The 21,665-nt window shown below is 53.7% G+C and carries 19 protein-coding genes; 14 read left to right on the forward strand and 5 right to left on the reverse strand.

Annotated elements, in window-relative coordinates:
* Positions 1–88: 88 nt before the first annotated feature.
* The 4 genes from ACOZK9_RS24985 to ACOZK9_RS25000 form a co-directional block, all read right to left on the reverse strand.
* On the reverse strand, positions 89–2,446 hold the full coding sequence (locus ACOZK9_RS24985) for a heavy metal translocating P-type ATPase (protein WP_421556816.1): 2,358 nt from the start codon (positions 2,444–2,446) through the stop codon (positions 89–91).
* Positions 2,447–2,448: 2 nt separating this feature from the next.
* The gene (locus ACOZK9_RS24990; protein WP_085057430.1) at positions 2,449–2,694 is read right to left on the reverse strand and encodes a DUF2933 domain-containing protein; all 246 of its coding nucleotides are present in this window, start codon (positions 2,692–2,694) and stop codon (positions 2,449–2,451) included.
* 94 nt (positions 2,695–2,788) lie between these two features.
* Positions 2,789–3,325 carry a cupredoxin domain-containing protein gene (locus ACOZK9_RS24995; RefSeq protein WP_016963497.1) on the reverse strand — a complete coding sequence of 179 codons (537 nt, stop codon included), beginning with the start codon at positions 3,323–3,325 and terminating at the stop codon, positions 2,789–2,791.
* Between the two features lie 166 nt (positions 3,326–3,491).
* Positions 3,492–3,845, reverse strand: a complete 354-nt coding sequence (locus ACOZK9_RS25000) for a co-regulatory protein PtrA N-terminal domain-containing protein (protein ID WP_016963496.1) — start codon at positions 3,843–3,845, stop codon at positions 3,492–3,494.
* Positions 3,846–4,049: 204 nt separating this feature from the next.
* Between ACOZK9_RS25000 and ACOZK9_RS25005 the strand changes: the two genes are divergently transcribed.
* From ACOZK9_RS25005 to ACOZK9_RS25060, 12 genes are all read left to right on the forward strand, one after another.
* Positions 4,050–4,745, forward strand: coding sequence for a heavy metal response regulator transcription factor (locus ACOZK9_RS25005; RefSeq protein ID WP_008437429.1), 696 nt, complete (start codon positions 4,050–4,052; stop codon positions 4,743–4,745).
* Positions 4,742–6,130 carry a copper resistance membrane spanning protein CopS gene (gene copS / locus ACOZK9_RS25010; protein WP_032905000.1) on the forward strand — a complete coding sequence of 463 codons (1,389 nt, stop codon included), beginning with the start codon at positions 4,742–4,744 and terminating at the stop codon, positions 6,128–6,130. Before ACOZK9_RS25005 ends, copS begins: the two co-directional genes overlap by 4 nt.
* Before the next feature lie 359 nt (positions 6,131–6,489).
* A complete protein-coding gene (gene copC / locus ACOZK9_RS25015) occupies positions 6,490–6,873 on the forward strand; it encodes a copper homeostasis periplasmic binding protein CopC (protein ID WP_008437424.1) in 384 nt (127 codons plus the stop codon).
* 3 nt (positions 6,874–6,876) lie between these two features.
* The gene (gene copD, locus ACOZK9_RS25020) at positions 6,877–7,815 is read left to right on the forward strand and encodes a copper homeostasis membrane protein CopD (RefSeq protein ID WP_016963494.1); all 939 of its coding nucleotides are present in this window, start codon (positions 6,877–6,879) and stop codon (positions 7,813–7,815) included.
* Between the two features lie 74 nt (positions 7,816–7,889).
* On the forward strand, positions 7,890–8,231 hold the full coding sequence (locus tag ACOZK9_RS25025; protein WP_421556817.1) for a hypothetical protein: 342 nt from the start codon (positions 7,890–7,892) through the stop codon (positions 8,229–8,231).
* Between the two features lie 99 nt (positions 8,232–8,330).
* Positions 8,331–9,587 (forward strand): TolC family protein, encoded by a 1,257-nt coding sequence (locus ACOZK9_RS25030; protein WP_020302971.1) that lies wholly within the window; start codon positions 8,331–8,333, stop codon positions 9,585–9,587.
* A complete protein-coding gene (locus ACOZK9_RS25035; RefSeq protein WP_020302972.1) occupies positions 9,584–11,068 on the forward strand; it encodes an efflux RND transporter periplasmic adaptor subunit in 1,485 nt (494 codons plus the stop codon). Before ACOZK9_RS25030 ends, ACOZK9_RS25035 begins: the two co-directional genes overlap by 4 nt.
* On the forward strand, positions 11,065–14,208 hold the full coding sequence (locus ACOZK9_RS25040) for an efflux RND transporter permease subunit (protein WP_421556818.1): 3,144 nt from the start codon (positions 11,065–11,067) through the stop codon (positions 14,206–14,208). The genes ACOZK9_RS25035 and ACOZK9_RS25040 overlap by 4 nt, the downstream gene beginning before the upstream one ends.
* A 355-nt stretch (positions 14,209–14,563) precedes the next feature.
* A complete protein-coding gene (locus ACOZK9_RS25045; RefSeq protein ID WP_421556819.1) occupies positions 14,564–15,730 on the forward strand; it encodes an SAVED domain-containing protein in 1,167 nt (388 codons plus the stop codon).
* Complete coding sequence (locus tag ACOZK9_RS25050; protein ID WP_421556820.1) at positions 15,731–16,981, forward strand: nucleotidyltransferase domain-containing protein; 1,251 nt, start codon at positions 15,731–15,733, stop codon at positions 16,979–16,981.
* Positions 16,965–18,749, forward strand: coding sequence for a ThiF family adenylyltransferase (locus ACOZK9_RS25055; RefSeq protein ID WP_169868554.1), 1,785 nt, complete (start codon positions 16,965–16,967; stop codon positions 18,747–18,749). Before ACOZK9_RS25050 ends, ACOZK9_RS25055 begins: the two co-directional genes overlap by 17 nt.
* Positions 18,746–19,228, forward strand: coding sequence for a Mov34/MPN/PAD-1 family protein (locus ACOZK9_RS25060; protein ID WP_138725967.1), 483 nt, complete (start codon positions 18,746–18,748; stop codon positions 19,226–19,228). The genes ACOZK9_RS25055 and ACOZK9_RS25060 overlap by 4 nt, the downstream gene beginning before the upstream one ends.
* Before the next feature lie 28 nt (positions 19,229–19,256).
* On the opposite strand, the gene ACOZK9_RS25065 is transcribed toward ACOZK9_RS25060, so the two are convergent.
* The gene (locus tag ACOZK9_RS25065) at positions 19,257–19,805 is read right to left on the reverse strand and encodes a 3'-5' exonuclease (RefSeq protein ID WP_032901853.1); all 549 of its coding nucleotides are present in this window, start codon (positions 19,803–19,805) and stop codon (positions 19,257–19,259) included.
* A gap of 228 nt (positions 19,806–20,033) precedes the next feature.
* Here ACOZK9_RS25065 and ACOZK9_RS25070 point away from each other — a divergent pair, with 228 nt between their 5' ends.
* Together ACOZK9_RS25070 and ACOZK9_RS25075 are read left to right on the forward strand one after the other, a co-directional pair.
* Positions 20,034–20,672: an antitoxin Xre/MbcA/ParS toxin-binding domain-containing protein gene (locus ACOZK9_RS25070; protein WP_236530376.1), complete on the forward strand. Its 639-nt coding sequence runs from the start codon at positions 20,034–20,036 to the stop codon at positions 20,670–20,672.
* A gap of 322 nt (positions 20,673–20,994) precedes the next feature.
* On the forward strand, positions 20,995–21,435 hold the full coding sequence (locus tag ACOZK9_RS25075; protein ID WP_050587201.1) for a DUF6957 family protein: 441 nt from the start codon (positions 20,995–20,997) through the stop codon (positions 21,433–21,435).
* Positions 21,436–21,665: the final 230 nt, after the last annotated feature.

A 21,665-nucleotide genomic window follows, 5' to 3' on the forward strand; every position in this document is an offset into this window, starting at 1 on the left:
GTCTCTTTTCACCGCAACAACAGCATCAACGTTGACACCACGGTAAGGTCAAGAGTTATATATTGCGGGCTGCGAGCATCGGTTACTCTCAATCTATTCGGGTATTCCTCAATCTCAAAGCATTGAAAACTACAGATGCAGAACTGACGCTCATGGCTAACGCAGCGATCATTGGCGACAGAAGGTGTCCCGTCAGTGGATAGAGCAGGCCTGCGGCGAGGGGAATACCCATTGAGTTGTAAAGGAAGGCGAAACCTAAGTTTTGCCGCATGTTTTTTACCGTTGCAACCGAAAGTGCCCGTGCCCGTAAAATCCCCATCAGGTCGCCTTTTACCAGCGTGAGCTGCGCGCTATTCATCGCGACGTCAGTCCCTGTCCCCATGGCAATGCCCACATCAGCTCGCGCCAAGGCCGGTGCGTCGTTGATACCGTCGCCGGCCATGGCAACCTTTCGACCGTATTGCTGGAGGTCGGCTACCAGACGCTCCTTGTCCTGAGGTTTCACTTCACCATGAACCTCTTCAATACCCATCTCCCTGGCGACAGCACGTGCGGTGGTGATCCCGTCTCCGGTGGCCATGATGATTTTTACGTTATCAGCCTTAAGCTTGGTGACTGCTTCTTTAGAGGTTGGTTTTATCGGGTCTGAGACCGCCAGTAACCCCGCCAAGACCCCGTCAACTGCTAGATAGATGATGCTGATGCCTTCAAAGCGCAACAACTCTGCACGGTCTTGTAAGACCTTAGTGCTCACGCCGGCAGCTTCCATAAGTGCAGTGTTGCCCAGCTGTACTTTCTTGCCACCAACGAGGCCACTGACTCCAATCCCTGATCCGGACTCAAACGATTCAGGCTTGGTGAGCGCAACATTTTCAGTTCGGGCGTGATCGACGATGGCATGAGCCAAAGGATGTTCGCTGCCTTGATCAAGGCTAGCGGCCAGTTGAAGCACATCGTGTGGGTTGAAATCTGGTGTGGCCTCCACACTGTGAAATACCGGCCGTCCCTCTGTCAGGGTCCCCGTTTTATCGACAATCAGTGTGTCGATCTTGCAGAGATTTTCGATGGCACTGGCATCCCTGAACAGCACACCCATACTGGCGGCTTTACCCGTCGAAACCATGATCGACATGGGCGTTGCCAGACCCAGTGCACAGGGGCAAGCGATGATAAGTACGGCGACAGCGTTGATCAGGCCGAAGACCCAGCTGGGTTCAGGGCCGAACAGTCCCCAGCCTAAGAGGGTCAGCAACGCAATCGCGATAACCGCCATCACAAAGTAGCCTGCGATTGAGTCGGCCATTCGTTGCATGGGCGCTTTGGAGCGTTGGGCTAGTGCGACCATTTGTACTATCTGCGACAGCATAGTGTCAGCGCCGACCTTTCGCGCCTCCATCACCAAGCTTCCATGAGTATTAAGCGTGGCACCGATCAGACTATCCCCTGCTCTTTTCATGACCGGCACAGGTTCACCAGTGAGCATGGATTCATCCACCGCACTTTCTCCCTCGAGTACAGAGCCATCAACTGGCACTTTTTCACCAGGTCTGACCCGCAAATGGTCTCCCAAGTGAACATGGGTAAGAGGAATGTCTTCCTCCTGACCATCAGCGTTGATCTTGCGTGCAGTTTTGGGAGACAGGCCTAGAAGGGACTTAATGGCGGCGGAGGTTTGTGACCGTGCTTTGAGCTCAAGAATTTGCCCAAGCAAGGTGAGCGAGATGATGACCGCAGCGGCTTCGAAGTAGACGCCGATGCGTCCATCTTGCATGAAGGTGGTGGGAAAACTTTGGGGAAATAGGGTTGCCGCGACGCTGTAAAGATAGGCTGCGGCAGTACCTAAACCAATCAGAGTCCACATGTTTGGACTGCGATTTCTAACAGATGCTATGCCTTTTACAAAAAAGGGCCAACCTGCCCATAAGGTGACCGGAGTGGCAAGAGCGAACTCGATCCAGTTTTGAACCGAACCATGGAAGAGTTGTAATGAGTGACCCGCCATGGCTAGAAGGGCCACCATCACGGTTAAAGGCAGCGACCACCAAAAGCGGCGCGTGAAATCACGGAGCTCGGTTTTGTCATCGTCATCAAGCGCGGGCATGACCGGCTCTAATGTCATGCCACATTTAGGGCAATTGCCGGGCCCTGGCTGTCTTATTTCCGGGTGCATAGGACAGGTAAACTCAGTGGCTACCTGTAGCGCGGGCTCTATAGCGGCGCTGCTGGGTTCAGCGCTGGGATGATTACCAATGTAGCGTTCTGGATCTGCCCGAAATTTCTCTTGGCATTTCTGGCTACAAAATTGATACGTCTGTCCTTGGTAAGACTCGCCAAATTTACTTGGAGGTGTAACCGCCATACCGCACACCGGGTCACGTAGATCACCGTCATGGGGCGAGGCAGCGTGGGCGGGACCGTGATCGTGGTGGCTCGGTGTAGTGGGCATAGCTATTTCTCTTCCTCGTTGGTTCCTGCCTGATCGCCATGGGCATGTCCGCCATGTCCATGCCCAAAAAAATGCATCAATGGACAGATCAACAGGATGAGATAGGGCAAATACGGATAAACGTGGGTGAAATGTTCCCGCACCCCGTAAAAGGCACCGATCGCAACGAGCATGATCAGTACAACGCCTGTTTTGCGCCTCCAAAATGGTGGGGAGGTGCTTCCAGCCGGATGCTGATGGTTATCCATGATCTAGACCCAGTGTGTGAGCGTGTTGCTCTGATCTCTGCCTCAGAGCATAGCGAACTCTTGCGTCGACGCGGTTTTTGCGGGCGGTTCAGGCTTACTTCAAGTCAAATTGACCGACCATCCCCGACTGGTAATGACCTGGCACGTTGCAGGCAAATTGGAGTCCAGTTGTGTTGTTGAAGGTCCAGATCAACTCCTTGGTTGCCCCTGGCTCGATCAGCACGCTATTCGGGTCGTTGTGTTCCATTCCAACCATCTTCATGCCTCCCATGCTATGGCCCATGTTGCCCGACATTTTTCCAGTTCCGGTGGGTGTAAGCGTTCCATTCTGGAACATGCTCGCCATTTCTTTTTGGTGCGCCGCGTGAGCAGCGGCTTGGCCGATATTGAACTCGTGGAGCAACGCCCCTTTGTTGTGAAGTACAAAGCGAACTGTTTCACCGGGCTTTACGTCGACGCTTTTAGTTTTGAAGAAAATATCGCCCATCTCCACATCAACCGTGCGAGTGACCTCTGAGGCGACTCCAGGCTGACCGATATCCTCTTTCCCATGACCTACGCTGGCCATCGCCGTAGCGCCGAGGAGTAGGGTGATTGCCGCAATAACTGGGGTAATGAGCTTAGTTTTCATGGTGACCTCGAGAGCAAGTGGAAAACACTAGCTATGCTAAAGGGATAGAGCTGCCCGTTAACTGACTTGAACACTACATTTCTGTCAGTTTTCCTGAGAAAACACGGCGCCCAGATGACGCCGTGTCTAGCAGGGCGGTTCAAAGAGCCCCGTGGGAGTTATTCGGTTACTGATGGTTCTCAGAAAGCATCAGTTTGTGCTCGCGCTGCATTTGGTTCAAAACGTCATCAACCATGGCGTCGTGTTTTTCCATCCAGGCGAGATGTTCCTGAGGTGACATTGATGCTTTTGGATGATCTAGATGAAGCTGGTCCATGATCTCGCCCAGTATTTTCATATGCTCGGCCATGTGCACATGGCGTTGCCCTTCAGGAGCTTTTTCAGCTTGTACCAAGGTCGCTTCGGCTTTGTCGCGCAGACTTTCCATGCGCTCCAGAATCCGATCTGCACCACCTTCAGCCAACGCAGACGCAGAGATGAGTATCGAACTAACAAAGAATAGGGCTTTTAAACGGTTCATGAGGCAGCTCCTTTTGATTTGTTCTCCGGCTCCTCTAGGTTTCATGCTGAAGAGTCGGTCGAGCACCAGGAAGTACTCATGCTCGAACCCTAGACAGCACTCGCTGACATCTACCTGAAGCCAATATTACTTTTCTGTCAGCTGCTGGTTGGCAGAGGCATTTCATTGCAGACTCAGCCTCACAATTATTCGAGAGCCATCCTCATGAGACTTCTGGTTGCGGAAGACGAACCCAAAATAGGTATTTATTTGCAGCAAGGACTCACTGAGGCGGGGTTCAATGTTGATCGCTTTACCAATGGCAAAGACGCGCTTCAGCACGCATTGAGCGAGGCGTATGACCTGCTGATTCTCGATGTGATGATGCCTGGGCTGGATGGCTGGGAAGTACTTCAAAAAGTGAGAGCATCCGGAAAAAATGTACCAGTGCTTTTCCTCACGGCGCGAGACCGCGTTGAGGATCGAGTAAAAGGACTTGAGCTGGGCGCAGACGATTACCTGATCAAACCCTTCGCATTTTCTGAACTGCTGGCTCGCGTCAGAACGCTGCTGCGTAGAGGCACCACTGCACCCTCCCAAACCCATATGAAATTGGCTGATCTGGAGGTGGACCTCCTCAAGCGCAGGGTTATCCGCGCAGGCAAACGTATAGATCTAACGGCCAAAGAGTTTGCGTTGCTCGAATTGCTGCTCCGTCGTCGAGGTGAGGTTCTGCCCAAGTCGCTTATTGCTTCCCAGGTCTGGGACATGAACTTTGACAGCGATACTAACGTCATCGAGGTTGCTGTCAGGAGGCTCAGAGCAAAGATTGATGATGATTTTGAGGTCAAGCTTATCCACACCTCTCGAGGCATGGGGTACATGCTGGATGCGCCGGATTCGGGGACGGGGTCGGAATGAAGCGAATGTCCCTGACTACGCGCATGAGCCTGATGTTCATGCTAGCTGTAACGGCTGTGCTCACCGTCGCTGGACTCAGTTTTAACAACCTCAGCCGGCATCATTTCAAGATGCTGGATCAGCAGGCGCTGAACGAAAAGCTTCACTCGACGCAAAGAATTTTGACTGGGTTGAACAGCATTGATCAGTTCAGTGATGTTAAGCCTGAGCTGGAGGCACTGCTTGGTGCTCATCGTGATTTGACAGCCCTTATCATCGATGGTGACGGTAAGCTCCTGTTTGCTGACCCAGGTCCAATCGTGGTTCCTGAAGACTTCCGAACAATCACAAACAGCAATGTCTGGGAGTGGCGAGACCAGGAGCAGATATTTCGAGGCGTGACGGCGCAAGCCATTGTGACGGGGCAGGATAAACCATTGACAGTGATGTTGATCTTTGATGTCACTCAACATATGGCCTTCTTCGAGACACTTGAACGATGGTTTTGGATAGGGCTGGTGATAAGCGCGCTGGTCAGTGCTGCACTGGGCTGGATGGTAGCGCGTAGTGGACTGCGACCTATTCGCCTCGTCACTCAGGTAGCAGCTTCAATGTCAGCTAAATCGCTCAAAGAGCGTATTCCATTAGGTCCCGTTCCCCAAGAGCTACAGCAGATGGTGCTCTCGTTCAACGCAATGTTATCTAGACTGGACGATGCGTTTGTTCGTTTATCGAACTTCTCTGCGGACATTGCTCACGAATTACGGACACCCGTTAGCAATTTGATGACTCACACTGAAGTGGTTTTATCTAGAAAAAGAAATATTGAGGACTACGAGGACAATCTGTACTCAAATCTTGATGACTTGAAACGTATGGGGCGTATGATTGATGAAATGCTTTTTCTAGCGAAATCAGATAACGGTCTAATTACACATGAAAACAAACCGATAGACCTGGTAGCAGTAGTAGAGAAATTACTCGAGTACTACCGTTTGCTGGCTGATGAGCGAGGGATCGACCTCAAGGTTACAGGCAGGGGTAGCGTCCGAGGTGACGTACTTATGCTCGACAGGGCCATCTCTAATCTGCTCTCAAATGCGCTCCGGTACACCCCCGAAGGAAAGTGTATTACTGTCGATATACGGCAGAAAGGAACTTCAATATCAGTGTCTGTGGAGAACCCGGGAGAGCCCATTGCGCCCGAGCATCTTGAAAAGCTGTTTGATCGATTTTATCGCGTGGACCCAGCTCGCAGAGAAGGAAGTCCAAGTAATGCAGGGCTAGGTTTATCGATTACTCGATCAATTATTGAAGCGCATGACGGAAAAATATGGTGTACGTCGTTAAACGGAAAAACAGCCTTTCATATTGAACTCCCATGTGCTGATGCAAGAAAGGCCTAAGACACCTTGTTCATATGTATGCAGGCAACATGTGGTTAGCTCAATAGGATCGTTTTTGGATGAAAGAAAACTCTTGGAGCGTTCCAAAGAGAGTCGCGTATTTGGCGCCGTATCCGGGCAGATCAGTGCCAAAAACCCGCCCCAAGCTGACTGAAATGTAATCGAACAGTTTGCGTTCATGTGGCATCGTGTACTCGCACTGTGACGTTGGAAATCTTGTGATTCCTCCCTGTCCAGCCGGCCCTAGGACACGGAATTTGCTAGGTATTCGTCAGTGGTTTTAACGAGCGTCAAAAAGTAAAAAACTAGATATTCCCTAAAAACCTAGAACCAACAGCTTTTGCTGTCAGGAGTCTTGCATGTCATTCCTTAAAACTACCACCGTAGCTGTTGCGCTGACTGCGGGTTTGCTTCTGAGTGCAGTTGCTCAGGCGCATCCAAAGCTGGTTTCTTCTACTCCCGCTGAAGGATCGGATGCGGCGGCTCCGTCTAAAATTGAACTGCACTTTTCTGAGAATCTAACGACTCAGTTCTCTGGTGCAAAACTGATCATGACCGATATGCCTGGTATGCCGAATTCACCTATGGGCGTAAAAGCTAACGTTGCAGGTGGCGGTGATCCGAAAACGATGGTTATTACACCCGCATCGCCATTGACCACGGGTACTTACAAAGTCGAATGGCGTGCCGTTTCCTCGGACACTCACCCGATTACCGGCAACTTTTCTTTTAAAGTGAAATGATTCATGAGCGACTCAATAAATATCGTTGTTCGCTTTGCTCTTTATTTCGACCTGATGCTGTTATTTGGACTGGCAATTTTTGGTCTTTATAGCCTCAGGGGAAAAGAAAGAATATCGGGAACAGTTTTGAATTTTGAGTCGCTTCTTTACAGTACTTCTGCTGTAGGCGTAGCTCTGTCCCTTGCCGCGATGTTGTTGCTTGCGAAAGCAATGAGTGGCGTGTCGGGTTTCATGGAGCTACATCACCATATTTTTCAAATGGTTCTCATGGGGACTGACGTCGGTTTGACCTGGATGGTCCGAATAGGGGCGTTGGTGACGGCCATTATTGGCGTTTCCCTAAACAAGCGCTTTCCGACACTCAGTCTGTGGATTGTCACCGTGTGTGGCGCGATTGCGCTAGCAACCTTGGCATGGACAGGGCACGGAGCAATGGACGAGGGTAGCCGTCGCTACTGGCATTTTACTAGCGATATCTTCCATCTTTTGGCCGCAGGCGGTTGGTTGGGTGCGCTAGCGGCATTTGCCCTGCTTCTGCGTTTAAAATCACTAAAAGGTGATCAGGAAGCACGAATTCTTGCTCGGGTACTGACAGGGTTTGAATCGGCCGGCGCGGTGATTGTAGTGATCATCAGCATTACGGGAGTGGCGAACTACCTATTTATCGTTGGGCCAAACCTCGATGAGGTGATGCTCAGCACTTATGGCGAGTTGCTATTTTTAAAGGTCCTGTTATTTGCCGGGATGATCGTATTAGCGACGCTAAACCGGTTTCACCTAAGCCCGCTCTTGGAACGTTCTGTTCGAAATGGAGACTATGCTGTCGCGGTCAATGCCTTGCGCCGTAGCATGAAGCTCGAATTTTCGATGGCAGTCATCATTGTTTGTCTAGTCGCATGGTTAGGTACTTTAAGCCCGGTCATGGAAATGAGCGCGGCATAGCGGTTGGTGACAGCCGACAAAGGAGTCTCAAGGGTGAATTGTAAGGGCCATTTGCACCGTCTACACTCCAGCTCATGAAACGCTACCTGCGGTTTTGCCTAATTTTCCTGATTAGCTTGGCGCTTCCCCTCAGCGGGATGGCGGGTGTTCAGGCATCGACTGAACCATGCCCGATGAAAACCATGGGCATGGCGATGATGGATGGTATGGGGCAAGACTGCTGCCACGACATGAAAAGTCCCACCGAGTATGGCAAACCTTGTAAGCCGGGTCAGGAATGCAAAACTGGCGGCATGCTGCAAGTATCGATCATCAAGCCTCCTATCACCCTGTCCAGTCCTCTCGCTCTATCATTCTCCAGCCATCTCCCGCTCGTACAAACCTCTTCAGGGGTATGGCGACCCCCACGTACTTGATTCCTGTACCACACTGAGCCTCATTCCGCGTTAGCGGGATGGCATATCTGCGCGCATGTCTTATGAAGCGCGCGGTGGATCATCACAGGAATCGTGAACATGAACTCCAAGTGCTGTTGCACAGGTTGGTCCTTCCTGGCCGGCCTGGCGGCAAGCGTACTGGCATTGCCGAGCTTCGCTAGCGCATTGACATTCGATGAAGCGCTGCGGCTGGCCGAAAACAATGCACCATCGTTGACCGCACAAGACGCCAAAATTCAAGCAGCCACTAGCGCGGCCATTCCCGCCGGCGAACTACCCGATCCCAAGCTACTGCTGGGCGTGCAGAACTACCCCATTGGTGGTCCCGACAGATGGAGCATCGACCAAGATTTCATGACCATGCAAGTGGTCGGGATTAGGCAGGAGATGCCCAACAGCGACAAGCGCAAAGCACGTATTGAGGTCGCGGATGCGGCTGTTGATCGAGCGTCCGCCGAGCGTCGAGTGGCGCGTCTGAACGTCCGACAGTCCACGGCATTAGCCTGGATCAGAAGCTACTCGGTTGAGCGTAAAGATGCGTTGTTCCAGGACTTCTACAAAGAAAACCGTCTTCTGACCGATACCGTCAGAGCTCAGGTTGCGGGTGGCCGAGCCCAACCCGCCGATGCGGTCACACCTAAACAGGAAGCTGCTCAACTGGCTGAGCAGCAGGATGATTTAGTTCGCCAACGTGCACAGGCCCGGGCCGCCCTCAAGCGCTGGATTGGCCCTGCCGCCGATGACAAACCGGTAGGCAACTTGCCTGATTGGCCTATTGAGACCTCAGGTTACTCCCATAAGCTGCAACATCACCCCGAATTAGCGGCTTTTGTGCCGATGACCCGTGAAGCACAAGCCAAGATCCGTGAAGCTGAGGCGGAAAAGCAATCTGACTGGAGCTGGGAATTCGATTATCAGCATCGAGGCCAACAATTCGGTGACATGGTCAGCGTGCAGTTTTCATGGGATCTCCCGCTGTTCCCTAACTCTCGGCAAAACCCCAAGATTGCGGCCAAGCACGCCGAACTAAACCAGCTTGAGGCTGAGCGCGAAGCCCTGTCACGCGAGCATACCCAGCTATTGGAGGATGAGTTGGCTGACTACGAGCGCCTCAATCGTGCAGTCAACCGTAATCAGGAAAGCTTGTTGCCGTTGGCCAAAGAAAAGGTCGAACTCACGATGGCCAGCTACCGCTCCGGCAAGGGTGACTTGAACTCGGTTGTTGCCGCCCGACGCGAACTTATCGAAGCCCGTCTCAAGCAGGTTGACGTTGAAGAGCAACGTGCCCTGACCAGCGCTCGCCTGTATTTCTCTTACGGGGAGTCCGCTCAATGATTTTTAAATTATGGAAAGGGACTTTAATCATCGGCATCTCGATTGCCTTGGGTGTTGCCGGGGGTTACTGGTTAGCCCAACCGCGAATGAGCGGAGTAGCTGGTGTCGTACCGGATCATGAACCCAAAGCCTCTGCCGATCGAAAAGTTCTGTATTGGTATGACCCCATGTACCCACAACAGAAATTCGATAAACCGGGTAAGTCACCCTTCATGGACATGCAGATGATCCCTCAATACGCAGATACCAAGGGGGACAGCGCTGCCATTCGAATTGATCCAAGCCTGACTCAGAACCTTGGTGTGCGACTGGCTAGTGTCAGTCGAGGCGTATTTGCCTCGACACTGAACGTGGTAGGTGTGCTGGCCTTCAACGAACGGGACGTTGCAGTCATTCAGGCCCGTACGGCGGGTTTTGTCGAGCGTGTGTATGCCCATGCACCTGGTGATGTACTGAAAGCGAATGCCGCCTTGGCAGACATCTTGGTGCCGGAGTGGGCAGCTGCTCAGGAGGAATTTCTCGCCCTCAAGCGTAGTGGCGATGCTGGCTTGCTGACAGCGGCCCGGCAGCGATTGCGGCTAACCGGAATGCCACCTACGTTAATTGCTCAAGTTGAGCGCACTGGCAAAGTTCAATCGAACCTGACGCTGACCAGCCCTATTGGTGGTGTGCTTCAAGAGCTGAGTGTGCGTGAAGGTATGACGGTGGCCGCAGGCGAGACGTTGGCTCGTGTTAATGGTTTGAGCAGTGTCTGGCTGGCCGTGGCTGTACCAGAGGCGGAAGCTGGGTCAATCGTAGTAGGGCAAGCAGCTGAAGCGCGTTTATCCGCATTCCCTGGAGTTGTGCTCAAGGGCGTCGTCAGTGCGATTCTTCCGGAAACCAGTTCGGACAGTCGCACACTTCGCGTTCGAGTTGAGTTACCCAATCCAGATGGCCGACTCAGACCAGGTTTGACCGCACAGGTAAGCCTCAATCGTTCAACGGAGCAAAGTGTTCTGTGGGTGCCGAGCGAGGCCGTCATTCGTACCGGTCGACGTGCGTTGGTCATGCTCTCTGAAGACGCTGGTCGATATCGCCCGGTGGAGGTGCAGCTAGGCCAGGATAACGATGGCAAGACGGCGATATTGAAAGGCTTGGAAGAGGGGCAGAAAGTGGTGACCTCTGGCCAGTTCCTGCTCGACTCGGAGGCCAGTCTCAAGGGCGTTGTCGCAAGCTCATTGGACGTTTCGCCATCTACTATGCCCGTTGGCGCTTTGCATGAGGCCGATGGTCAGATCGTTGAGATCAACGACAAAGAAGTCACGCTCGCCCACGGTCCCTTCAAGACATTGGGTATGCCAGGCATGACGATGACTTTCCCTCTCGCCACGCCAGCTCTGATGAAAGGCCTAAAAACGGGCGACAAGGTTCGGATCGCTGTTAGCCAGACGGATGATGGTCTGCGTGTTGAACGTCTGGAACGCTCTGGGGGCCAGCCATGATTGCGGCCCTTATTCGCTGGTCGGTGGCCAACCGCTTTCTTGTGTTGCTGGCGACGCTGTTCGTCACGGCATGGGGGATCTGGGCGGTTCAAAGTACGCCCATCGATGCATTGCCAGACCTGTCGGATGTTCAGGTAATTATCCGTACACCTTACCCAGGCCAAGCCCCACAGATCGTCGAAAACCAGGTGACCTATCCACTGGCAACCACCATGCTCTCAGTACCTGGGGCCAAGACTATGCGCGGTTACTCCTTCTTTGGCGAAAGCTTCGTTTATGTGCTGTTCGAAGACGGAACTGACTTGTACTGGGCCCGCTCGCGGGTGTTGGAATACCTGAGCCAGATACAAAGCCGCCTACCAGCCAGTGCTAAGCCAGCCTTAGGACCTGATGCCACTGGCGTTGGCTGGATTTTCCAGTACGCGTTGGTTGATCGCAGCGGTGGGCACGATCTGGCGCAACTGCGAGCCCTACAGGACTGGTTTCTCAAATTCGAGCTCAAGACGCTGCCGAACGTTGCGGAAGTGGCCACCGTAGGTGGCATGGTCAAACAGTATCAGGTCCAGCTCGATCCGCTAAAGTTGGCGAACTTGGGTATCACGCAGTCTGAGGTGACCGAGGCGATCGGCAAAGCCAATCAGGAAACCGGTGGAGCCGTGCTGGAAATGGCGGAGACAGAGTTCATCGTACGAGCTTCCGGCTACCTAAAGACGCTCAATGACTTTCGCGCTATCCCGCTCAAACTGGGCACGGGCAGTGTGCCGGTCACGTTGGGCGATGTTGCCACGATTCAGTTAGGGCCTGAGATGCGTCGAGGCATTACCGAACTCGACGGTGAAGGTGAGACCGTCGGCGGCGTGGTGATTCTGCGCAGCGGGAAGAATGCTCGTGAAACCATTGCGGCGGTCAAGACCAAACTCGACGAGCTGAAAAGCAGTCTGCCGGCGGGGGTTGAAATCGTCACCACCTACGACCGCAGCAAGTTGATTGATCGTGCCGTGGAAAACCTCAGCCACAAGCTGATCGAAGAGTTCATCATCGTCGCGTTGGTTTGCGGAATCTTTCTCTGGCACCTGCGTTCATCTCTGGTGGCAATCATTTCCCTGCCGGTTGGGGTGCTGATCGCCTTCATCGTGATGCGCTATCAGGGTATCAACGCCAACATCATGTCCCTTGGCGGGATTGCCATCGCCATCGGCGCTATGGTCGACGCTGCCGTGGTGATGATTGAAAATGCCCACAAGAAGGTCGAGGCTTGGCACGTGGCCAATCCTGGGGAGGAACTGAAAGGTGAACGTCATTGGCACGTGATGACTGAAGCGGCTGCCGAGGTAGGACCTGCATTGTTCTTCTGTCTGCTGATCATCACCCTGTCGTTCATTCCGGTGTTCACGCTGGAGGCCCAGGAAGGACGTCTATTCGGCCCGTTAGCGTTTACCAAAACCTACGCTATGGCCGCAGCGGCTGGACTGTCGGTAACTCTCGTACCGGTGTTGATGGGGTATTGGATCCGTGGACGAATTCCCAATGAGCAACAGAATCCGTTAAATCGCTGGTTGATCCGGATCTACGAGCCCGCTCTGGACGCCGTATTACGTCGACCTAAAATAACACTGCTGGTTGCGTTGCTAGTCTTTGTCAGCGCGTTGTGGCCGATCTCTCGTCTGGGTGGTGAGTTTCTTCCCCCGCTGGACGAAGGCGACCTGCTCTATATGCCATCAGCTCTGCCTGGATTATCGGCGCAGAAGGCCGCGCAACTGCTTCAACAGACTGACCGTCTGATAAAGACAGTTCCAGAGGTCGAACACGTTTTCGGAAAAGCCGGCCGCGCTGAAACCGCGACTGACCCCGCACCTTTGGAAATGTTCGAGACCACCATCCAATTCAAACCACACGAACAGTGGCGCCCAGGCATGACCCAAGAAAAGCTAGTGGAAGAGCTGGATCGAGTGGTGCGAGTTCCTGGGCTGACCAATATCTGGATACCACCGATTCGCAACCGAATCGACATGCTGGCTACGGGGATCAAGAGTCCTATTGGGGTGAAAGTTGCCGGCACCAACCTGACGGAGATCGATGCCGCGACTCAGGCGGTCGAGCGAGTGGCTAAGGGCGTACCCGGTGTCAGTTCGGCTCTGGCCGAGCGACTGACCGGTGGTCGCTATATCGATGTGGATATCGACCGCAAAGCCGCCGCCCGCTACGGACTGAATATCGCCGATGTGCAATCCATCGTGGCCGGTGCTATCGGCGGTGAGAACGTCGGGGAGACCATTGAAGGGCTCGCACGTTTCCCGATCAACGTGCGTTACCCTCGGGAGTGGCGTGACTCGCTCGGCGCCCTGGAGCAGTTGCCGATCTACACCCCGCTAGGGAGCCAGATCACCCTCGGCACTGTGGCGAAGGTCAAGGTCAGCGACGGCCCACCGATGCTCAAGAGCGAGAATGCACGGCCCTCCGGTTGGGTATACATCGACGTGCGTGGCCGGGACATTGCCTCGGTAGTCGCCGACCTGCGTCGGGTCGTCAGTGAACAGGTCAAGTTGCAGCCCGGCATGAGCCTGAGTTACTCAGGGCAGTTCGAGTTTCTCGAAAGGGCCAACGCACGACTCAAATTGGTGGTGCCTGCCACGCTGTTGATCATCTTCGTGCTGCTCTACCTGACTTTTGCCCGCTTCGATGAGGCCCTGCTGATCATGGCCACTCTGCCATTCGCCCTGACTGGCGGGGCATGGTTCCTCTATCTGTTGGGGTTCAACCTGTCGGTCGCCACCGGGGTCGGCTTCATCGCCTTGGCCGGTGTTTCTGCCGAATTTGGCGTGATCATGCTGCTCTACCTGAAAAATGCCTGGGCCGAGCGTCAAGACCTCGGTGACAACACAGAACGCGGGTTGATGGCCGCGATTCGTGAAGGCGCTGTGCAGCGCGTTCGACCCAAGGCCATGACCGTTGCGGTGGTTATCGCTGGTTTGTTACCAGTACTTTTGGGAAGCGGTACCGGCAGCGAGGTGATGAGCCGCATTGCCGCCCCGATGATTGGAGGTATGGTTACGGCGCCCTTGCTATCGCTGTTTGTGATCCCGGCGGCCTATCACCTCATGCGTCGTCGACACTTGTCCGTTGAGTCTGGCAAGCACTGACGCGTAAAAATGCATACAAAAGGGGCTGCGCTTGCAGCCTCGTTTGAGCTGCACAGCCCGTTTTCATCGGTCCTACGCGCGGTATGTATCGAAATTAGCAAGTTTATGTCTTTTGCATAAACTCGCTAATTTCGATACATACGCTGTGGTCAGTGCCGTTACCCACCTGCACTTGCCAGAAAAACGAACGCTGCCGCCACTGCGTTTCGATGAGCCAAAAACAGCATCCTGCTCAAAGCCGACTCAGCATTCGTCACCCTCAGATCACTCTTGAAATCGAGGCGAATGACCTTAATATGATTTTATCTTGCCATCATCATTTTCAATCATGGATGTTTCTCTGGGGTCGGTCGGAATGGCAGAACAAGAAGACGCTAAACCCGCAAGCGGGCGTTTCAACACAAATGATGAGACGAAGCGGATCGTATGGACACAGACCGCTGGTCATTGTGAACTGTGCGGCACGGATCTGACGTTCGATTATCGTGCCGGCAAGCCAATGAAATGGGGCGAAGTGGCGCATATCCTGCCCGCCAGTCCCAAAGGCCCTCGGGGACGCGCGGATCATGATGCTGAGGCGCACACGAACGATACTGCTAACCTGATGCTCCTGTGCCCAGGCTGTCATGACAAAATTGATCGTGACGCAGACGGTTATCCTGAAAATGATTTGAGTGGTTTACACCAAGCATACCTAGAGCGCATCCGAATCGCCGCAACGACCCCTGATGGTGGCAGAGCGATTCCTCTCATTGTCCAGAGTCAGCATTTCCAGACGATCAACGATATTCCCGTTCGCGATCTGTTGACTGCGATGTCCGCCGAGGGATTAACCGCCTTCGATCAAGGCATCAAAATCACTTTCCCTGCGCCCGGACCACGCGGCCGCGACACTACCTATTGGCAGAACGTCAAAGACAGCATCCAGTATGAGCTGGAGCAGCAACTCAAGCGTCGCGGCGGCACCTATGGCGACTCGCCCGCGCTAGCAGTAGTAGGCTTGGCCGATATCCCAGCTTTGATGATGTTGGGCCAGAGCATCGGCGATCGTTCCAAACGCTTAATCTTCTCTTTTCACCGCGAGCATCTTTTGCGCTGGCCCGATCAGTCTGCTGAGCCGCCCAGTTTTCTGTTTACGCCTCCACCCAACGGCGATGGTCCACTGGCGTTGGTGCTCTCCATTTCTGCGCAAGTTCCAGTTCGCGACGTGACCGACGCTCTACCCGGTGCACGTATTGCAGAGCTGTCGATCCCAGAGCCAAGCTATGCGATGGTACAAAACCGTCGGGTGATTCATGCCTTTCGTGACGCACTTCAAATACGACTGAGCCAGCTTGAAGCTTCGACTCCTGACCCTATTCACGTCTTCGCCGCTATTCCTGCGGCATTGGCCATCGAGTTTGGCGCGTTGCTCACAACGCAGCATCAACATACGTACCTGATCTTCGATCGGGACAAAGAAAACCAAGATCGGTTTACGCAAACACTGCAATTGGGCTCGGTGGCCCAGGAGGCTAGGTAAATGCTGTTGAGCAACGAACAGACCAAGCGCAGCAGTTGGGAATATTTTCTGCTTCGCGCTGCGCGGGAAATCTCGCTGTCGGAAGCGCAGTACGAAAAAATTAATGACCGCTACTCCCAACTGGAAAAAATCCTCTCGGCTTCCGACAACCCGCTGCTCGCTGAGGCCCATATCTTTGTGCAAGGCTCGATGCGGCTGAAAACGACCATCAAGCCAATCCCCGGCGCGCCTGCGGATCTGGACACCATTGATGCGGACGCGATTATCTGGCTCCCTCATGCTCAAGGCGCTGGTGCGAAGGAAGTTCTAGAAGCGATTGAGCAGCGTTTTGGGGAAGGCTCCCGCGTTCAGGAAGAAGTTAAGCAATTACGTCGTGGCATCCGGATCGTTTATGCCGACGAAAATCCAGGTTTCCACATTGATGTCACGCCTGCCCGCGCGATCAACGGAAATGGCGAAGCAAACGGCGAGGGTAAGCTGGAGGTTCCGGATCGGGTCACAGGGTGGAAAGCAAGCAGCCCTATCCCTTACTCGAATTGGTTGCAGGTTGCTTCTGCCCAGGAAATCTCTTTGGAAAGCTTGGTGGTTGCCAAAAGCCAGCGGATGCTTGATGCCGCGACACAAGATCCTTTGCCGCATTATCAGGATTACATCGATCAAGATCCCCTGCGTGCGACCATTAAGCTGCTCAAGCGGCATCGCGATGAATGGGCCATCAAGACAAGGAGCGCTGATACTCGCCCGATATCTGCGGTCATCACCACCCTAGCTACGCACGCATACCTGGATGTCGTAAAGGAGTCGCAGTCGAAGCCTCTGGCACCGCTCGATGCAATTTTGGAAATCGTTCGCAGAATGCCGCAGCACATCGCGCATAGAGGTAGCGACTGCTATGTCTGCAACCCTGCCGATAACGGCGAAAACTTTGCAGAGAAGTGGAATCGACCGGGCGAGGGGCAAGGCTATCGTCAGGCATTCGCCAAGTGGCATGCGGACGCCAGTGCGTCTGTGTCATTAGGTTTGGAAAGTTTTGAATCCAATGATTCCTTTGCCGAGGCAGTGAAAAAGAATTTCGGTATAGCACCGGCATTCATCACGGCAGTGAACAATGAAATCCCTGCGAATTGGACGATGCCCGGCCGACCGGATGGCACTACTCGAAACTCTGCTTCGATGGGTTCGCTCTTCGGAGGGGCCAGCGGTGGCGGAACCTCTCAGTCGAGCGTAAAGCCAGTTGGACGCCTTGGCTGATCCTATTAAGACGCCATTGCAGCGCGGAATCGCCGCACTGCGAAACACCCTAGGTCAGGATGCTGCCGATGCATTGCTCCAGCCCGCACCCATGCGGGCTGACGAAGCGGCGTGCTTTCACTTCCCCTTGCCCATCGATTACACGGGGCAGGAGCGGCGACTGCGTATTGGTTTCCCCTCCAACTTTCCCCGTGGGCTCTTGCGCCTAAACGTCGAACCCTCTCCATGGCTGGTTTGGCCGCATGCCACCAAGTCGGGGCTTTGCCTTCATGGCTTTCAGGAACGCCCCATCATGGGCTCCCCGGAGGTCGTGGTAGAGGACAGCCTTGCTCGCTTGGCCCAGATCGTTTCGTTGTCCAAGATGGGATCAAGCAAGGCAACGCGCGATATCGAATTTCAGAATGAGATCACTACCTACTGGTCGTTTCAGCATGGTCAGTCATTTCAGAACCTCTTACTGTTGGATCGACCTCAGACTGCCTCGCAGTTGTTTGCGCTCAGCGATCCGCGCCGAGCTGTGCCATCCGGTCAGGAAACGGTTTGGTTAGCATCGAACGTAGCTGCACTCAAAGGGCATTACCGACGGGTTGTCGGGCGCTCCGCTGTCATTCGCGCGGCCGAAACTCCCGGTTTTTACGTCAAGCTTCAGACTTATCCGGACATACGCACCCCGGATCCCGAAGATTTATTGCTGTGGCTCACGCCACACCTTCAACCAGACGATGCCGAGCAATTGCTGGCATGGTTTGAGCTGCATGGAACGTTGCCGAGTCGATGGATTGTTCTGGAGCTTCCAGGAGGGGCAGATGCTCCAACATATTGCCTCAATGTTCGGTCGCTCGGCGTACAGCAGGAGCGGGGGGCAAAGTTTGGCTTGCGTACAGCGCGCCGTCGGCCAGCTATCGCAAATGCACATCCTCCGGCGCTCGTCCGAGCAACTGCCCTGGACGTGCTTGATCGAGCGTCCATTCTGTCCCGCGATATAAGTGGCACTGCACAGCACCTTGAAAATGCTCGAGTCGTTTTTGTTGGCGTTGGCTCATTAGGCAGTGCGGTGGCAATACAATTGGCACGATCCGGTGTCGGCCACCTAACCCTCATCGATCCTGACACTTTGGTGTCAGCCAATCTGGGGAGGCACGTACTGGGAGCGGATAGCCTAGGGAGACCGAAAGCCTTAGCGTTGAGGGACAAGATTCTGTTAGATCTTCCGACGACAGAATGTACCGCTTATGCGACTTTTGCCGAAGTGGTGATGAGCAGCAAACCAGAAGTGTTTGATAACGCAGATCTGGTGGTGATCACGACAGCAGACTGGCAGTCGGAGGTCACTGTATGGCGAGCCAAATCAAGCGGCGCTCCTTGGGGGCTTTTACAAGCCTGGAGCGAACCGTATACACAGGTAGGCCATGCTCTATTCGCACCAGCCGGCACCTTTGATGGCCGTCAGTTGTTCACGGACGTCGGCGATTTTCTGCATAGATTTACAGAGTGGCCGGGAGGCGGTGTTGTTCCACTGCCCGCGTGTGGCGAGAGCTTTATCCCAGGCGGCTCGCTGGGAATGACCAATATCGCCTCCATGGTGTCGCACACGGCCGTACGCGCATTGACCGGCAACATCGCCACTGCATCTTGGGTCAGCAGCATTTACAGACCTGAAGATGTGCTGAGCCTAGGAGGCCAATACCATGGGCCCAAGCTGCCAGAGGGGGCGCAGCAGATCCTACTCGAGCGCGGATGGCCGGAAGATAAGGACGAAACGGTATGACGGATATCGCATGGCGCTGGCGATGGCCGAAGGTGAATTCCGAGCTGTTGGTGTCCCAAGCTGTCGCGGACATCTTGGATAGCCATCGGCAGGGCCTTTTTGGCGTGGAGCGAGGGGGACAGTTATTCGTCAACCCGGTTGATCCGAAAGGGTTGCTGCTGGCCTTGGCCACGTTGCCTCATCGCGCCGATCGGTCAGGCTGGTCTTGGCTAGAGTTGGATGCGGAGCGGTGCCGTCAGGAAATCCAGGCTGCCAACGAACAAGGGTTACGTCTGGTGGGCTATTGGCATACGCACCCCCAATCCGTTCCGGTGATCTCTCCAGCAGACATCGGAAGCTTCTCCAAATTTGCTGCACGTTACACGCAGGATCTGCCGCACCCAATAGCCATTATTGTCGGCAAGTCCGAAAAACCAGAAGGTATCAAGGCGTGGTCGTTCAGGGACGGCAGATATGTTGAGGCAACCTGGGTCAGATGAGCTTCAAGTCCGTGCGGTGGAACGCAGGTCAGCGTTTACCTTTACCCGCTAGCATTAGTGCGAAGAGCTCTGCCTGAAAGCGGGCATCATCCAATGCGTTATGGTTCGGTTCGCTGAGTGGCTTCAGCGCAGCGGTCATCTTGGATGATTTTGTTTCCTGCCAGCTGCACCCTACAGCTCCCATGAAGTAGGCCTTCATGTCGATAGCTGTAAAACCAAAGGGGTTGGTTTCCAGGTATTTGTGGAAGTAGTAATTGACGAATGACCAGTCAAACGGTGCATTGAGTCCTACGAAAATGACTTTTTGCCCCGTTTGGCAGGACGATTTCAGCCACTGATCAAATGTCAGCATCGCCTGTTGCGGAGCGAGGCCCTCGCTCTCCAGCTTCTCCAGACTCAGCCCCGATACTGCGAGCGCTTCGGGGTCGTGTTTCGGACTGTCAGGCCGCAGTTCAAGATAGATGGACGTTTCAGGTTGGGCTACAAGACAAGCTCCAATGGAAAGCAGGCTGTATTCGCCGGGTATAGGCCCAGAAGTCTCGACGTCGACGGAAACATAAAGCTCATCAGGGTGCATGTCATATCCTTTTCGTGTAGTTACCTGATCACGCTCAGGCTCTTAACCATGTGAAGGTGGAAAGGCAGGTATAGCCATTGCCACATTTTTTGCTGTTTCACTCGCTAGCCGGCGTTCGAGCAGCGGCAGTGCCTGTCTACCAGCGGATTGCGCGTTCCTTTGGTCAGCTCTGGGCCCAAGCATAATGATGTGTGTCATTCTCTGATGGCGGATGAGGGCCGGACGATCATGAGTGAAACTGAGCGCTGGATAGTCAAATGCCAGAAAACTGAGGACGGTACTGGCGACATCATCATTGATCTGCCTCAAGAGTTGCTTGACCAAATGAGGTTAGGTGTTGGGGACGACCTGGAGCTAACGGTATTGAATGGCACATTAGTCCTGACGCCCGTGCGCAACGCAACATCAGTGCGGCCCATGTTTGCAGGCGTCCTGCGTCAGGATGCCTATCATGCTTACCGCATGCGGCTGGAGACGCTTCTTCATATCGCTGTCAATGCTTCGGATCTGGACATTCACGACATGATAGTAGCTGGCTTCTCGGTCAGCCTGATCAAAATGCTTTGTGATGATGGAACCCTCAGCGACGAAGAACGCGACAGAATCATTCAACCCAAAACGCTCAAAACAAAACTGTCAGCCAATCAGCTTTTAACTTTGCATGAGAGCGATCGCCTGTTCCGGTTTGCACATATTACCGCCATGGCCGAGGTGATCTTCGGTGACAAAGGGAAGGCCAAACAATGGCTTTCCAAACCCAAAGCCCGTTTTTTGGGAGAAAGCCCATCGGCGATGGTCACTACAACCTTTGGCACACATCTAGTCGAAGAAATGCTGATTCAAGTGTCTGAGGGCATGTCATTTTGATTCAGTCGCAGCCAAACGGCTTCTACCGCTCCTTGAGTAACATGGATTTCATGCGCCTAATACCGGCGTCGCCTTGCCGAATACGGCATGCACGGGCATCCATGAAGCACTAGGTTTCACCCACATTGGCACCTACCGCTAGGTAGGGATCACGCGCGGCAATGGCATAGCTGGGTACTGGCGCAAACCACTTTATCCGGTGACAGCTCGATAGAAATCATCCCGTTCAGTGAGATGAAGGGAGAAGACGGAACAGCCATGAGATCACCCTGCTGCTATCCGTCGGCATCGGAACCTGGTGATCCGCTAGGAGCTAAGCTGAATGATGCTTCTCGTTCGAATCGGTTTTTTTGATCGGCAGGAGGTACAAATGAATTTGGCAGATTATGTTTCAGTGCTTTCTGCGGGTGAGAAAATAGATGGTTGCCAACTTACCACCTCAGATGCTGTGGACCTCGCCAGTCTGCATTTTCCTTCCAGTGCCTATTGTCTTGTTGCTGATTGGGCAATATTGGATCTCGACATTACACTACGTCAGCGAAAAGCCATTACGGATAGACAGCTAATACCTGCTCTCGTTTACGCTTTGACCGTTATCCAAGACAGTAAAGGCCGCTTCCTGCCTGGTGATTGGGTCCGAACAACGCTGGGTGCTTCCTTCACCCATGACTGCTTATTTCGAACAAAAAACACAGTTTATGTGCTGATGGGGACCGGTCGAAGGTTGCGCACGCATTTAGACATCGCACTGAGCCTGTGCTGAAAAAAGACTATTTCCGCACAGGTGAGTTACCGGTCGCGCTCACATAATATTTCGGCCTGAATGAACGCTCTCGATGTAGTGTCAATCTATGTTGTTACCAATCGAGCCCCGTATTTGAAGTGCGACCCATCTGTGTCAATCTATGTTGTTGTTGCCTTTACCCCGAATCATCCTACAGACCCCGATTTACGGGAGGGGCTGTGTCAAACTATGTTGTTGATAACCACCAG

Origin of the sequence: Pseudomonas kitaguniensis (assembly GCF_049199985.1) — a bacterium.
In the GTDB taxonomy this organism is placed as follows: domain Bacteria; phylum Pseudomonadota; class Gammaproteobacteria; order Pseudomonadales; family Pseudomonadaceae; genus Aquipseudomonas; species Aquipseudomonas kitaguniensis.

What these genes read in the sequence shown, in the direction of transcription:
- ACOZK9_RS24985 (WP_421556816.1), bottom strand. Translation starts at nt 2,446, where the DNA reads ATGCCCACTACACCGAGCCACCACGATCACGGTCCCGCCCACGCTGCC.
- ACOZK9_RS24990 (WP_085057430.1), bottom strand. Translation starts at nt 2,694, where the DNA reads ATGGATAACCATCAGCATCCGGCTGGAAGCACCTCCCCACCATTTTGG.
- ACOZK9_RS24995 (WP_016963497.1), bottom strand. Translation starts at nt 3,325, where the DNA reads ATGAAAACTAAGCTCATTACCCCAGTTATTGCGGCAATCACCCTACTC.
- ACOZK9_RS25000 (WP_016963496.1), bottom strand. Translation starts at nt 3,845, where the DNA reads ATGAACCGTTTAAAAGCCCTATTCTTTGTTAGTTCGATACTCATCTCT.
- ACOZK9_RS25005 (WP_008437429.1), top strand. Translation starts at nt 4,050, where the DNA reads ATGAGACTTCTGGTTGCGGAAGACGAACCCAAAATAGGTATTTATTTG.
- copS (WP_032905000.1), top strand. Translation starts at nt 4,742, where the DNA reads ATGAAGCGAATGTCCCTGACTACGCGCATGAGCCTGATGTTCATGCTA.
- copC (WP_008437424.1), top strand. Translation starts at nt 6,490, where the DNA reads ATGTCATTCCTTAAAACTACCACCGTAGCTGTTGCGCTGACTGCGGGT.
- copD (WP_016963494.1), top strand. Translation starts at nt 6,877, where the DNA reads ATGAGCGACTCAATAAATATCGTTGTTCGCTTTGCTCTTTATTTCGAC.
- ACOZK9_RS25025 (WP_421556817.1), top strand. Translation starts at nt 7,890, where the DNA reads ATGAAACGCTACCTGCGGTTTTGCCTAATTTTCCTGATTAGCTTGGCG.
- ACOZK9_RS25030 (WP_020302971.1), top strand. Translation starts at nt 8,331, where the DNA reads ATGAACTCCAAGTGCTGTTGCACAGGTTGGTCCTTCCTGGCCGGCCTG.
- ACOZK9_RS25035 (WP_020302972.1), top strand. Translation starts at nt 9,584, where the DNA reads ATGATTTTTAAATTATGGAAAGGGACTTTAATCATCGGCATCTCGATT.
- ACOZK9_RS25040 (WP_421556818.1), top strand. Translation starts at nt 11,065, where the DNA reads ATGATTGCGGCCCTTATTCGCTGGTCGGTGGCCAACCGCTTTCTTGTG.
- ACOZK9_RS25045 (WP_421556819.1), top strand. Translation starts at nt 14,564, where the DNA reads ATGGCAGAACAAGAAGACGCTAAACCCGCAAGCGGGCGTTTCAACACA.
- ACOZK9_RS25050 (WP_421556820.1), top strand. Translation starts at nt 15,731, where the DNA reads ATGCTGTTGAGCAACGAACAGACCAAGCGCAGCAGTTGGGAATATTTT.
- ACOZK9_RS25060 (WP_138725967.1), top strand. Translation starts at nt 18,746, where the DNA reads ATGACGGATATCGCATGGCGCTGGCGATGGCCGAAGGTGAATTCCGAG.
- ACOZK9_RS25065 (WP_032901853.1), bottom strand. Translation starts at nt 19,805, where the DNA reads ATGCACCCTGATGAGCTTTATGTTTCCGTCGACGTCGAGACTTCTGGG.
- ACOZK9_RS25070 (WP_236530376.1), top strand. Translation starts at nt 20,034, where the DNA reads ATGAGTGAAACTGAGCGCTGGATAGTCAAATGCCAGAAAACTGAGGAC.
- ACOZK9_RS25075 (WP_050587201.1), top strand. Translation starts at nt 20,995, where the DNA reads ATGATGCTTCTCGTTCGAATCGGTTTTTTTGATCGGCAGGAGGTACAA.